This is a genomic window from Halosegnis longus, assembly GCF_009663395.1.
GTDB lineage: Archaea > Halobacteriota > Halobacteria > Halobacteriales > Haloarculaceae > Halosegnis > Halosegnis longus.
In genome coordinates this window covers 2,395,175-2,407,980 of sequence record NZ_QKNW01000001.1, presented here as the reverse complement: position 1 = coordinate 2,407,980, position 12,806 = coordinate 2,395,175, and the positions used below count along the sequence as shown (strand labels likewise).

Genomic DNA, 12,806 nt, shown 5'->3' with positions numbered 1-12,806 from the left:
CACGAGTCCAGACCCCACCGGCAAAGATGTTCGGACACCCTTCCACTCAGGGGAGTCCAGCCGGCCCGACAGCTACGGCGTACACGTACACGAGCGCGAACACAGCGCTCAGGCCAGCAAAGATGCGCACACGACCGCCAAGCTCTCTCGGGTGAGTCGGAGCGACGACCTCGTCTTCGATTTCGTACGTTTCGTATAGGTCGCCGGCGTACTCGTAGGTGATGACGTCCGAGGGAATCTCCCGAATCTCGTGTTCAGACATGAAGACATCACCCTCCGTCGCGTCGACGTTGCTGTTGTACGACCGATCCTTCTGCACCTGCTTGCCCTCCGGGTCAGTCAGATACTTCTCGGGAATACTGTGTGATACGTAGCTGACAGTCTCTTGGGGTTCGTATTCGCGAATGAGTTCGACGTACTGGGCGACGTTGCCGTCACCCTCACAGCGGTCGCACGTAATCTCTCCCTGACCGCTACACCGGCTGCACCGCTCTGTTCCGGTCGCCTGACAGCGGCCACACGGATTGTGGCCATCGCCGCCGCAGTTGCTGCAGATGGAGTAGTTCCCGTCACTATCCTCTACACGGCCGCGGCCGCTACACCGCCGGCACTGATTCCGTGCGTCACCGCCGCATTTGCTGCAGTGCACTTCACCGTGCCCCGAACAGGTCGGACACTGCACGCGAGTGCGGCCGCTACACTTCGGACAGGTCAGCTGCTCGACTGTCTCCGGAACGAGATAGTTGTAGGTTGCTGTCTCGAACCCGGTCGGGTGGTGGTTGTTTCGCTCGTGGACATCATGTCGGAGCCGGCTTTCGACGGCCGCAAAGTCGCTAGCCGGCACCTCTCTGTTGTGCTGTGTATCCGTGACGATGAGCTTGCGCTTGATGTGCCGCTCCGGAACGAAGTGTCGCGTCGAGTGAATCGTGGATTCGTCGGTCAGATCCTCCGCAACGGTCGAGGTTCGTGTCGTGTACTCATCCGCGAACGTTTCGAGGATGTCTATCGCGGGGATCGAATCGTCGGGCGTGCCGGACCGCGGGTCCGTGCGTGCATGATTCTCCCCGCCTCGCGACGTGTCACCTTTGCGCTGCTCACGGAGATTGTTGCGTGTCGCTTCAATGTATGAGTTAGCGCCTAAGACGCCGGCTAGCCCAACGCTCAGCCCGACCATAGCGAGGACAGCCCCGGGAACTGCTGGGAAGAGACCGAACTCCGGAACGACTAACAGGAAGACCGGAGCCACGGCGCCAATCGCGGTCCGCGTCCGGATATCGCGGTGGTAGCCGTAACACGCCGCTGTGTACGTGATTCCGACACCGAGGACCAGTGCGCTAGCCGCAAACGCCCCGAGCACTGGGCTCCCGAACGGGAGGACTGTTCCAATGAGACCGACAACGGCGAGCAGTGCAACCGCGTATCCGGCTGCCGCGACGTGGCCGTATTCCTGATTACTAATCCCTGGGGCTGTCGCAAGCGGTGATTTGGAGACTCCGAACCGCGAAAGCTTACTCGTAACTGTCTCTGACTCCTCGAGCGTTTCAATTCCGTCCTTGTCCGGCTCCTGGCTCTCCTCGTCGTCTTGGATGACCGTCTCGTCGGTATCTGCGTCTGAGGCCTCGCTATCCTCTATGGTGGTCGCATCCGTCGCTGCTGACCCATCTGCGCTGTCTTGGATGACGGTCTCGTCGCCTCCTTCGCCTTGGATAACCGTCTCATCGCTTCCGTCATCCTGGATGGCGGTTTCAGCCCCGTCGGCTTCGGTCGGGTCGAAAATCTGCGTGTTGGAGCCAGTATCGTCCTCGGCTCCGAACACGGGCGTGAGTCCCCCCGACCCGGAGGCTGCTTCTATCTCCGTGAGCTCCTCGCCATCCAGCCGTCGTTGGACGTACTCGTCGTGGCCGTATAGCTCGTAGAGATACCGCTCTTCCGGGTCCGTGAGGACCTCGTACGCGACGAGCAACTTGCGCTCTTCAGCTTTCGGGTCATCAGCGTTCTCGACCCGGTCGCGAAACGAGTCCACGCTCTCCCGGGCGTATTCGTTTATATCCCCCGGCTCAGCGTCCGCTGAGACGCCCAGGATGTCGTAAAATTGCTCAACTGAAGACACACCGAGGTTGTTAACACTACTCAATATAATTGTTCGGGTCGGAATGTTATCATTATCAGTTTCTGCTCGTCGGCGCAGTGTCCCACCGCGGTAGGTGTGGGTGTGTGGGATGTCACCTCACGGCCAGATTTAATACAGAGGCAGTATGGCCACCAAACATGTCGAGTGATTCAGTAGAGTGTCCTCGGTGTGGGGAGCAGTTTGACTTATGGGCCAGCGGCGGCTACTGCACGAACCCTGATTGTGGTGCACAACATCCACAGGCGAAGTCAGATTCCGACGGTGATGACGGCAATACTGGCGGCTCTACCACTGAGTCGACGGATTCGGGAGACGATACTGGCAGTGATTCCTCCCTCGTTGAGTGTAGCAACTGCGGGTCGGAGGTCGACGCCTCATTCGACTTCTGTGGAGAATGTGGAAGCGAACTGACCGTAGACGACGATGACGACGATGACGACGACGGTGGAGACCCCGGAACCGTCCAGTGTCCGGGCTGTGGGACGGAATCCTCCACAGAGTTCGAATACTGTTCGAACTGTGGGACCGAACTTCCAGACACCGGAACAGACACGAGCGACGATACGCCGCCAGGTGACGACGTTGATGACACCACGCCTGTGCCGGACGATGGGGACCCAGACGTCGAGATCGAAGTTGCGGGAGAGCGCATGTCGATTGCACACGGCGACATCGTCGGAGGAGAGGTTCGAGAGGCCCTCGTGAGAGACGGTACCGACCGCGACGAAGCCCGGTACATCCACCGTGAACACATCGAATTCGAGATGCGAGACGACGGCGTGTACGTCGTGGATCACGGCCGCAACACGACGGAGGTCGATGGACAATCGCTGACGGAAGGTGACGAAACGAAGGTGAGCGACGGGAGTTCAATCGAGCTGTCTGGTATCGCTAAGCTGGACGTACACATCACGTGAGTGCGGTAGACACAGCAACCAAACAACGACGACAACACCACAACAATGGGACATTCAATCGATACTCGGCTGAGTCGACCGAACCTGCCGGACAAAGGCGGAATCACCTACGGCGAGATGGTCATCGACCCAGACAGCGGAAGCGGGAATGCCGCCCGCCAGATTGCACTCTGTGTCGATGTCAGCGGCTCGATGCACGGCGAGAAGATTGACTCCGTTCGCCAGGGAATCCAGTGGGTGCTGGGACTGTTGGACGACGCCGACCATCTGAGTCTGGTGACGTTCAACTCCAGTGCCGACGAGCTGTTAAGCGCCACGAAAATGACGGAAGACCAGAAAGACCGCGTGCGCTCGATGGTCGACCAGATGTCGACCGGTGGCGGAACGGACATCCAGGACGGGATTCGCAAGGCCCGCCAAACGCTCCAACAGCTTCCGGACGACGACCAGACGGCGCGTCGAATCCTGCTCCTCACCGACGGTCAGGACACGGGGAACTTCGAGCGGCTCGCAGAGGAGTGTGCTGACATGGGCATGTCCATCATGTCAGCCGGGATCGGCACCGATTACGACGAAGACGTGGTGCGGACCCTCGGTGAGAAATCTCAGGGTGAGTGGCGACATCTGGAGGAGGCAAACGACATTCGCGACTTCTTCGGCGACAAGGTCGAGGAGGCATCGACCGTGGTCGCAGCGAATCCGGAACTCACGCTGAACGTGACCACCGGAACCGAGGTTCAGGAAGTGTACATGGGGATGCCACAGGTCCAGCCGGTCGATGTGGACTGGCAGGATAACACGGCGGTAATCAAAATCCCCGACCTGGCCGAAGGGAGCGCACAGAAGCTCGTGTTCAAGTTCCAGGCGCCGGAGCGAGAGGCCGGACAGGAGTTCCTGCTTGCAAACGCCACGCTATCGACCGGAAGCGGCGAGCAAAACGAACAGTTCGCAATCGACTACACGGACGATCCGGACAAGCTCCGGGTGAACAACGAGGACGTCGAGGTCGCATTCGAGGGGACGAAGCTTCGCAACGAGATGATCGAAGCCGAGACCCAAGTCGAGCAGGAACAGGTCGAAACTCGAATCGAGGAGATGGAGGAACTCCATCCGGACCACGAGGAGGTCACTCGCCTTGAAGAGGACCACCAGACAATCGTCGAAGGCGATGATCCCCGCGCCGCTCGTGACGACGTGTCGCGAGTGATGGACGATGAGTAGTTACCAGCCACAAGCAGGAGACGTCGTCGGCGGACGATACGAACTCCAATCGCAGCTCGGCCACGGCGGCTTTGCGATTGTCTTTTTAGCGACCGACCAGCAGACCGGCCAGCAGTACGCCGTCAAACACCCACGGTATCAGCGGTTCGGGGGCACCAACGCGGACTCGGTCATCGATAGCGGGTTTCAGCGGGAAGTCGACCTCCTGGAAGAGGTGACTGACGCCGGCGGACACCCGAACGTAATCGGGCTACAGGATACGCTTCAACACCGCGGGCTGGACTTCATCGTCGTCGAGCTAATCGACGGCGAAGACCTCGACGAAATCGTCAACAGCCAGCCGTTCAATCCGAACGAAGCCAGACAGATTGGGATTGAACTCGCCGACGTGATCCACTTCCTTCACGAAAACGAGATCGTCTACCGAGATTTGAAGCCCGACAACATCATGCGGACGAATAACGGCGACCTCAAGCTCATCGACCTGAACGCCGCGTCGAAGTTCGAGGCCGACCCGAGCGCGAACAACGACGGGTCGACCAAGTTCGGCTCCAGTCAGTGGTATCCCAAGGAGGTCACGCAGGACAAGAATGTCCTCAACCCGCTCCCCCTCGGTCCGCACACAGACGTGTACTCGATGGGGAAGTTCCTGTTTTTCCTCATCACCGGCAATGCCCCACGCGGAAACGGGGTGCGACCGGCGGACTTCGGCATTGATGCGCCCGGGTACCTCGGCGACATCCTCGAACGAGCGACCCAGGAACTCCCGCAGGACCGATACAACAATTCGCTCATCCTGAAACGGGCCTTGGAGAATAAGGACCCAGTTCCACCCAAACAGGCCCGTATCCGTCGCGTTGCAGGCCCACAGCAGGGTGCACGACACGATATTAGCCCCGGTGATACCCTCGGTCGAAAGGGGACAAATCCTCCGCCGGCAATCCCGATCCGGGACGACGAGGAGTACATCTCTGCGGTCCAGGTGGAGTTCGACACGGACAACAGCGGGAACTGGTATCTCAAAGACAAGAGCACCAACGGCACCTACGTCAACAAAGGAAACGGGTGGCAGCAGGTGCTCTCCCAGCGGGGCCGACGGCGGCAACAACAACAGGGACGAGACGTTCCGTCGAACCTCTCCAGCGAAATCCAACTCGACCGGGGAGACATGATCGCATTCGTTCACCCCTCGTACGGCGTCACGTGCGAGTTCCTCGGATAGTTCACAGAGCCACGACCACTCAACCACAGACACATGGAATACGATACAATCCTCGACATCGGCAAGCGGAAACGACAGAGCAACGGCATTAACGAAGACAGTCTCGGCGCGACGACGCTCGCCACCGGCCACCGGGATGACGAGCGCGAGGCAGCGCTGTTCGTCGTTGCGGACGGGGCTGGTGGCCACCAAGACGGTGATGTCGCGTCGTACATCGCGTCAAACACGGTACTGGAGGAGCTGTCAGGATTCCTCGCAACGGCTGAACGTCGCCGCCCAGAGGCGACGGCCGTCGCGATGCAGGCGTCGATCACCGATGACGCCCCGGACGGGACGGAGATTCGCGAGCAGCTGACCGCGGCAATCGAGACCGCCCACGCCGATATCCTCGAGTACGCCTCCGAGGCGAAAGCGGAGCCGATGACGACAATCGTCGTTGCGCTTGTGTACGACGGGTTCGTGCACTTCGCCTGGGTCGGCGATAGCCGGGCGTATCTCATCAACTCGGCCCACGACCAGATCAGCCTCCTCACGCGTGACCACTCGACCGTCGAGGGGATGCGACAGGACGGAGAAGTGGATGACGTCGAGGCGGAGGTCCACCCCGACGGAAACCAGATTACCCGTGCACTGGGTGGAAACCAGTACGACGATCCGCAGATGCGGCCCGTCGACGTGGACACCGGCTCTGTTCCGCTGTATCAGGAGGATAAAATCCTGGTGACGAGTGACGGGCTCATCGACGGGTGGACTGATGCGCCGAACTACCACTCCGTACTGACGAACGCCACCGGTGACGAGTACGAAGAAGTCAAAGAGGAGATTCTGGAGAAATCGGTGACCGACGACGAAATCCGGGATACGGTACTTGCCGCCGACACGCTCGAAGCAGCGAACGAGGAGCTCGTCACCATCGCCAACGAGCGAGGCGGAAAGGATAACATCTCGATTATCATCGCCGACCCGGGGATTGGGGGGAACTCTCCCGACCCACTCCCGCCGCGAGGTATCGACGAGGAGGAAACGAAGGTGAGCGACGAAGAGACCGTCATCATGGGGGGTGAGGACGATGCGGATGATGACGCCGCAGCTGAATCAAACGCGGGTTCGGCTGACGCAACAGATTCCCCGGCGGGTGAACAGGACGGGGATGACGCAGATGCCACGGCTGAAGCTGCTGATGGTGAGTCTGAGTCGGGCGGTGTGGGGGAGCGACTCGGAAACAAGGTCCGCGAGCGGCTCTCTGGAGACGACTCCTGAAACGCGCCGTCCAACCGTTTCTCACAATGGTCTCCGTCGAATCACTCGTAATTGTTGTCGGCCTCGTCTCCTCTGCGATTTTATTAATCAGTGTCCGGTGGCTCACTCGAAATCGGACCCCATCTGCACCATCTTCCGCAGAGACGCCCGATACAGCCGGCGGGACAGACACATCGACGGGACGACAGCGGTCGGATGACAGCTCGAGTGCTACTGCGCGAGACACAGCAACCGCCGGAGGTGACGGTGATACCGAAGCAGTACAGCACGCCCACCAGCCAGACAGCGTCGACGGCTCGTCTGACTCGCAGGCGGACAGCGACACCGCCACGCAAGTCTACGACCCGGACGTTGGTACCCGAGCGGGCACACAGGTCTGGTTGCACATCGAGGGAGACCGGATTGAGATTCCGACGGGAGTTGCAGTCGGCCGAGAGCTCCGACGCCACTTGGTCGACCAGGGCGTCGCGAAACAGCGAGCGTTAGCGATTAGCCGCGACCATTTCATCGTCGAATCGGTCGATGGTGAACTCAAGCTGCAGGACTTAGATTCGACGGGCGGAACCGTCCTCGACGGGACGCGCCTTCCACCGGAACAGTGGACATCACTCGCCGACGGTGACGAAGTCGTGTTGGCGGGAGAGCTGCGTGGCCGTTTCGAGGTTGCTTGAGGCTCACACATAGAATTTTGTAGGGGGATATGCTATGCGTTCCCAATGGGTCTGTTGGGAGACGATCGCTTCGATCCGGACCGAGCACAGGAATTGGCAACGCTCGCAGAATCAGATCCCCAGGCTGCCGCCGAGCACGTTGACGAGTTATCTGACATGCTGCAAGCTGACCGGGCGGATATCCGGAACGCTGCGGCCTACAGTCTCTCGCTAGCAGCAGAGCCGCGACCCAAACGCGTCTCGACCGTCGTTCCGGCACTCAGGGAAGCACTTACTGATGATTCAGATGACGTTCGAGCGAACGCCACGTGGTGTCTCTCCCGAATCGCCGTCGAGTATCCGGAGAAGGTACATCCGGCCCTCGCGCAGCTGAAACGTCGCTTGCAGGATACGGCAACAGAGGACGCTGCAATCTCGGCGTTCATCGGTCTGAGCGACGAGTATCCGACGGAGTGTGAGTCGATTACGGAGGACGCCATTCGACTCCTCGAGCATCACGAATCCAATGTTCGCTCGTCGGCCGCCTACGTCACCTGGAACCTCGGCAAAGTCTCGCCGGCGTCGATTCGCCACGCAGTCGACCCCTGTGTCGGCCTCCTCACTGACTCGAACGAGTTCGTCCGGCACAACGCCGTCGGAACGCTTGGCCAAATCGCCACTGCGTTTCCCGAAGACGTCGAGCCTGCAGCGGAATCCGTCTCAGAACTGCTCGAAGATTCGAAGCAGTCGGTGCAAACGTACGCCGCGTGGACGCTGTCAAACGTCGCAGTTGAGTATCCCGAGCGGGTCGGCACCGCAGCCTCAGCCGGACTCGTTCGTCTCCTCACGGCCCAAGGCATCGACGTTCGTCGGTACGCAACCTACGCGCTTGTCAGTGCAGCCATCCAAACCCCGTCAACAGTTACCCCAACAGACGACGCAATCGCAGGCCTCCAAGCGGTTCGAGATGTGCAGGTTTTGGATATTGATCCGGATATGATCGACCAGGCGATTACCGCGCTTGAATCGGCACCGTCGGTTGGCTCGTCCACCGGGACGACTCGTCGTCGCACGGACGCCACTACCCAATCGACGACCGACGCAATCGAACAACAGGTGACCGAGATTCCAGGCAGCACAAGCGACACCACGACGAGTCAGTCACAAACGGCTACGACTACCGACACCAGCACGACAGCTACCGAAACCCAGCAGGACGAACCTGCGAGCACACGTGCTGAACCCGCCGCAAGTGAGTCCTCCCGCGAGACTGCGACGCGGGACGAGTCACCGACGACCGAGACAGAAACGAGCGACGAAGAGAATCGAACGGAGGTGTTCAATCCAAACGAGGGAGGGGAGGACTCTCGGGGAGCATCACAGTTTTGCCCACACTGTGGAGAGCAGCTTCCAGCAAGCGCCGCCGCTTTCTGCGGTCATTGCGGCTCTGAACTCCCCTGATGGGGGATATAGCTGATTTTCACCGTCCTCACGCCGAAGGGAATAGCGTGCTATACGTCACTGAAGACCTGCGTGACAAAGACAAAGGCCCCGGACCGATGTGGATGGAAGGCAACGCCGATTCCCTCCCGCGCCCACGTCGGGTCCAACAGATTTTCTCGGTGTCCCGGAGAGTCCAACCACTGGTCGACAACGTGAGCTGCCACGTCCTCGACAGTGTGGTTGATATGGCGGCCGTCTGACTCGACCGGTACGCGATACGCGTTCCGCGCAATGTTCTCACCGAACCGCACCCCCCTGCGTTCAGACTCCGGAGGCGCGTACTGGAAGCGGTCGAGTCGTTCACCGACGTTGTCTCCCTCGGGCGATTCGTGGCCGAGATACTCCCGCGTCCGCATGTCGCGACTGTGTGCTACAGCGATCTGTGCAAGGTCTTCATCGAAGCGAAGGAGCGTCGCGTCGTGGTCGAGCCGGGCTCGTTCGGTGTAGTAATGCGTCAGGTGAGCGAGCGCGGTCGGGGAAATGCCGAGCTCCGAGGGAGTCTGCCCGCCTGTCTCGTCAGGCAGATCGAGCGTCATGAAGCCGTCTTCCGGCGGTGACGGCTGCTCAGCAGTTTGGTCGTCGTCCACGGCGTTCGACTTCGTATCTGAATCCCGAGTATATATGTATTCGGGCCACTGCGAGCGGATTTTGCCCTGGCTACACTGCGTGGTACTCCATCCCAAATACTTTCATGGCTCGTTTATCACAACCCGGTAGCCATGAGCAGTGATATCGACTCTGCCGTGCGTCCGTTCGTTCGCCCCATCGTGAAGGCTGGACTCGCGCTACTGAGTCTGCTCGTCATCCGCATCTTCGTCACCGTCCTGCCGGGCCTTGAGAACACAGTTCCGTCGACAGAGCTCACAGTGGCCCAGGTCGTCAGTGCCGTAATCGGGGTGTTGATGGTCGGTGTCGTCGCGTGGGTCGGACTCCGGATTCATTCAACCGGAAAGTCATCGGACAACCGCATCGTGCAGGCCACTGCTCGCGGTGCGCGACTAATCATTCTCCTTCTCACCGTTCTCCTCCTCCACACCGTCTTGAAGCCAATCGTGACGCCATTTCTCACCCCCCAACCGGGTATCTGGACGTTCGATCTGGCCTTCCTACTGATCGCTCTCGTTCCGCTCGGACTCCTTGGCTACCGTATGGTGACGAACCTGGATGCTCTCACCGACTCCATCGTCGATTCACTGAGCGGGCTTTCTAGTCTCCGGAGTGACGGCGGGATGAAACGTAGCTCCGAGACACAGGACGGAACCGACGATGATACGACGACGTGTGACAGTTGCGGAACTGATGTCCCTGCAGACGGCGCCTTCTGCCCCAACTGTGGCACGCAGTTCTAGACTCAAGGGCGATTGTTGTCGTTTGAGTTGACGAACCGGTCGACAAATTTGTGCAGGATAAGTTCCATGCTAGCCGTTCGCGCCATCTCGGAGAATTGGTCGGTCTGGCGGTCGTAACTCCGGCCGAGTGCACGGCTGAACTCTCCCTCCGAGAGCTCGCGATTCACCATCGTCACCGAGTTGTTCGGGCTAACCGTGACACTGAGACGTTCGTGTTCAATCGGATAGGCCCCGCTGTATCCGGCAAGTCCAGCTATCCCGACGGTTCCCAGAAACGCCAACGGTACGACGAGCGCTCCCGGGAAGCCGACGAGGAGGAGTACAAGACCCAGCAGAATGGAGATGAGAAGCCCAAATAGACCACCAAGCAGTACGCCGAGCATCAGTCCGACGACGGTGAAATCACGTTGCCACGCGACTTTGAAGCCGAGCCGTCGACCGTTAGAGACCGACTGCCCACCGACGTACGAGAGATCTGCGACTGATCCCGAGAGTTGGGTTCGAATGTACTGCTGTGCGGTCTGCTGTGCGGCCGGTCCCCCGGACATACACTAAGACGTTGTCCAATTGCTTATAAAAGTAACCCAGCAACCGGGGGAGCTGTGATAGATTCAAGTTCAGTTCGCTGTGATGAGTTGGTATGCAGAACGTAGCGCCCGGGTTGTTCATCGCAGATATTCAGCAAGCAGGTGATCAGCATCGGTACGATACGCATGAGATATCAGATGTGGTGAAGCTCACCCACGAGCCACCAGACGGCGGATACCCGCAGGCAGTGTCGGTGCACGACCACCCGATGGTCGATGGGCCACAAAACGACCGTGACTCGCTCGCCCAAGCAGTTCAAACGACGGTCGACCGACTCACAGCCGATCGCCGCGTAGTTGTCCACTGTTCGGCTGGTGCAAGTCGGTCAGTTGCCGTTGCTGGCGCGGCGCTCGCGCTCGTTCACGAGGTATCGTTCGATGCGGCCCTCGACACGATTCGAGAGACGACACAGCCGCATCTCCACCCACGACTCCGAGATAACGCTGTTTCGGTGGTCGATTCGCTTCGACACCAGTGAGAGAGTAGCTGGCTACGATTTGTCCTGGTCACCGTCTGTATCCGGATCGTAAATCTTCGTATTTCCACTATCAGCTGATGAATCAGCGCCGTCTACCGCACTCGTCTCTGGCCCCCTTAGATTGAGGGGCCGGACTCGAAATACACGGTCAATATCGCGGCGGGCGATAGCTCCATCGGTCGCATACCAGCATTCGCGACGGACGGGGTCGTCAAACACTGCCGTGGACTGATCCGGGTGATAGAACGCCCATTCTGCAGCAGCCTCTTTGAGTTCCTCTTCGGTCTGTTGTGACTCTGGGAACGCGACGAGCAACTGTTGGGTCCCGTTACTGTCGGCGGTTGCATACTCAACCCACATCTCATAATCCGGAGTCAGCCGAGACTCCCACTGGACACCGCCGGTCTCACTAGCATCATCCGTTGATGCGCTACCCGAGTCTGCCTGCTGCGGCGAGCTACCAGTATCTGTGCTGGTCGTACCCGTCGATGATGTGTCTTGATTTGGTCGGGGAGGACTCCGGGGGCGACTCGTAGTTGAGTCGAGATCAGTAGCGGGTGTGTTCGACGGATTTCGATCACTTGCGAGTGAGGAAATAGCCCCGACCGCAAGCAGCGACACACACGCGAATGATGGCTGAGTGAGGAGCAAAATACCCATCTCATTCGGGCGTACTGGGAGCATAATCAGGTCAATCGGTGCGGCAACCTGGTCGAAGAGCATGACGAACCGCTGTCCGAACAACGGTTTGGTAATCGCAGAGAGTGTCAAGGTGACACTGGCTCCAAGCGGGATAGATCCAGCGAGCAGGAACATTATGCCTGAGTTCTTAAATCCAACTCGTGAGAGATACACATGGCTGCGTGCTGCTAACGTAGCCGCTGACCCAATCCAAACAATCGCTGCGATGGTCTGTATCCCGCTCACAACGCCCCAGTAGACCAATACAGGCACCGAGAGACACACAATGAGTGGCGGGAGCGTCCAGAGGATTGGTCGCTGAAGCGTGGTGCCATACCAACCTGGGTATCGTTTTAATATCCAGTATAGCGTCGAACTCGTGACAATCCACCCTCCCAGCAGAACAACGAGTAGCAGCAGAGCCGAAAGCACGAACAGGACACCTTCGATAACGGCCGACCCAGAATCCCCTGCTATGGCATCGAGTCCGAGGTTTATTACGAGTAAAACACTGAGTACAGGAATCAAGATGACGTAGAGTCCAGCAATCTCATCAGGCAGAACAGAAAAGAGTGCTACCACAAGACACAGTAGCACCACAGGGGAGATTAAGAGCAGCCAGGAGTCCCCAAACTCTTGCATCAATACCCGCGGCGCTCGGAAGACGAGCAAGTAGAACAGCAAGAGGAGCAACATCTCTCCCACGACGAAGAGTCCCGTAGAATGCGCCAGATCACGGAGGTCCGCAGCGAGAGATGGTCCCATGATTGTTGCTCTGGTCGTTCATCCTATATGAAATTTACCTG

12 protein-coding genes are annotated in these 12,806 nt (G+C 59.2%); 8 read left to right on the top strand and 4 right to left on the bottom strand.

The window, feature by feature from the left end:
• Nucleotides 1–46: 46 nt before the first annotated feature.
• Complete coding sequence (locus DM818_RS13020) at nucleotides 47–2,110, bottom strand: DnaJ-like cysteine-rich domain-containing protein (protein ID WP_075936314.1); 2,064 nt, start codon at nucleotides 2,108–2,110, stop codon at nucleotides 47–49.
• A 158-nt stretch (nucleotides 2,111–2,268) separates the two neighbouring features.
• Between DM818_RS13020 and DM818_RS13015 the strand changes: the two genes are divergently transcribed.
• From DM818_RS13015 to DM818_RS12990, 6 genes are all read left to right on the top strand, one after another.
• Nucleotides 2,269–3,048 (top strand): zinc ribbon domain-containing protein, encoded by a 780-nt coding sequence (locus tag DM818_RS13015; protein ID WP_075936315.1) that lies wholly within the window; start codon nucleotides 2,269–2,271, stop codon nucleotides 3,046–3,048.
• A 45-nt stretch (nucleotides 3,049–3,093) separates the two neighbouring features.
• A complete protein-coding gene (locus tag DM818_RS13010) occupies nucleotides 3,094–4,269 on the top strand; it encodes a vWA domain-containing protein (RefSeq protein ID WP_075936316.1) in 1,176 nt (391 codons plus the stop codon).
• Complete coding sequence (locus DM818_RS13005) at nucleotides 4,262–5,491, top strand: FHA domain-containing serine/threonine-protein kinase (RefSeq protein WP_075936317.1); 1,230 nt, start codon at nucleotides 4,262–4,264, stop codon at nucleotides 5,489–5,491. Before DM818_RS13010 ends, DM818_RS13005 begins: the two co-directional genes overlap by 8 nt.
• A 33-nt stretch (nucleotides 5,492–5,524) precedes the next feature.
• Entirely contained in the window at nucleotides 5,525–6,751 is a 1,227-nt protein-coding gene (locus tag DM818_RS13000; RefSeq protein ID WP_075936318.1) for a protein phosphatase 2C domain-containing protein, read from the top strand.
• Nucleotides 6,752–7,131: 380 nt separating this feature from the next.
• Nucleotides 7,132–7,422, top strand: a complete 291-nt coding sequence (locus tag DM818_RS15035) for an FHA domain-containing protein (RefSeq protein ID WP_159436326.1) — start codon at nucleotides 7,132–7,134, stop codon at nucleotides 7,420–7,422.
• A gap of 45 nt (nucleotides 7,423–7,467) precedes the next feature.
• Entirely contained in the window at nucleotides 7,468–8,862 is a 1,395-nt protein-coding gene (locus DM818_RS12990) for a HEAT repeat domain-containing protein (protein WP_075936320.1), read from the top strand.
• A 50-nt stretch (nucleotides 8,863–8,912) separates the two neighbouring features.
• Here the strand turns inward: DM818_RS12990 and DM818_RS12985 are convergent, their stop codons facing one another.
• The gene (locus tag DM818_RS12985; RefSeq protein ID WP_075936321.1) at nucleotides 8,913–9,491 is read right to left on the bottom strand and encodes a CAP domain-containing protein; all 579 of its coding nucleotides are present in this window, start codon (nucleotides 9,489–9,491) and stop codon (nucleotides 8,913–8,915) included.
• Between the two features lie 132 nt (nucleotides 9,492–9,623).
• Between DM818_RS12985 and DM818_RS12980 the strand changes: the two genes are divergently transcribed.
• Complete coding sequence (locus DM818_RS12980; protein ID WP_075936322.1) at nucleotides 9,624–10,253, top strand: zinc ribbon domain-containing protein; 630 nt, start codon at nucleotides 9,624–9,626, stop codon at nucleotides 10,251–10,253.
• Nucleotides 10,254–10,255: 2 nt separating this feature from the next.
• Here the strand turns inward: DM818_RS12980 and DM818_RS12975 are convergent, their stop codons facing one another.
• Complete coding sequence (locus DM818_RS12975) at nucleotides 10,256–10,801, bottom strand: hypothetical protein (protein WP_075936323.1); 546 nt, start codon at nucleotides 10,799–10,801, stop codon at nucleotides 10,256–10,258.
• 92 nt (nucleotides 10,802–10,893) lie between these two features.
• Here DM818_RS12975 and DM818_RS12970 point away from each other — a divergent pair, with 92 nt between their 5' ends.
• On the top strand, nucleotides 10,894–11,319 hold the full coding sequence (locus DM818_RS12970) for a dual specificity protein phosphatase family protein (RefSeq protein WP_075936324.1): 426 nt from the start codon (nucleotides 10,894–10,896) through the stop codon (nucleotides 11,317–11,319).
• A 12-nt stretch (nucleotides 11,320–11,331) separates the two neighbouring features.
• On the opposite strand, the gene DM818_RS12965 is transcribed toward DM818_RS12970, so the two are convergent.
• Entirely contained in the window at nucleotides 11,332–12,765 is a 1,434-nt protein-coding gene (locus DM818_RS12965) for a hypothetical protein (RefSeq protein WP_075936325.1), read from the bottom strand.
• Between the last annotated feature and the right edge of the window lie 41 nt (nucleotides 12,766–12,806).

What these genes read in the sequence shown, in the direction of transcription:
- DM818_RS13015 (WP_075936315.1), top strand. Translation starts at nt 2,269, where the DNA reads ATGTCGAGTGATTCAGTAGAGTGTCCTCGGTGTGGGGAGCAGTTTGAC.
- DM818_RS13010 (WP_075936316.1), top strand. Translation starts at nt 3,094, where the DNA reads ATGGGACATTCAATCGATACTCGGCTGAGTCGACCGAACCTGCCGGAC.
- DM818_RS13005 (WP_075936317.1), top strand. Translation starts at nt 4,262, where the DNA reads ATGAGTAGTTACCAGCCACAAGCAGGAGACGTCGTCGGCGGACGATAC.
- DM818_RS13000 (WP_075936318.1), top strand. Translation starts at nt 5,525, where the DNA reads ATGGAATACGATACAATCCTCGACATCGGCAAGCGGAAACGACAGAGC.
- DM818_RS12990 (WP_075936320.1), top strand. Translation starts at nt 7,468, where the DNA reads ATGGGTCTGTTGGGAGACGATCGCTTCGATCCGGACCGAGCACAGGAA.
- DM818_RS12980 (WP_075936322.1), top strand. Translation starts at nt 9,624, where the DNA reads ATGAGCAGTGATATCGACTCTGCCGTGCGTCCGTTCGTTCGCCCCATC.
- DM818_RS12975 (WP_075936323.1), bottom strand. Translation starts at nt 10,801, where the DNA reads ATGTCCGGGGGACCGGCCGCACAGCAGACCGCACAGCAGTACATTCGA.
- DM818_RS12970 (WP_075936324.1), top strand. Translation starts at nt 10,894, where the DNA reads ATGCAGAACGTAGCGCCCGGGTTGTTCATCGCAGATATTCAGCAAGCA.
- DM818_RS12965 (WP_075936325.1), bottom strand. Translation starts at nt 12,765, where the DNA reads ATGGGACCATCTCTCGCTGCGGACCTCCGTGATCTGGCGCATTCTACG.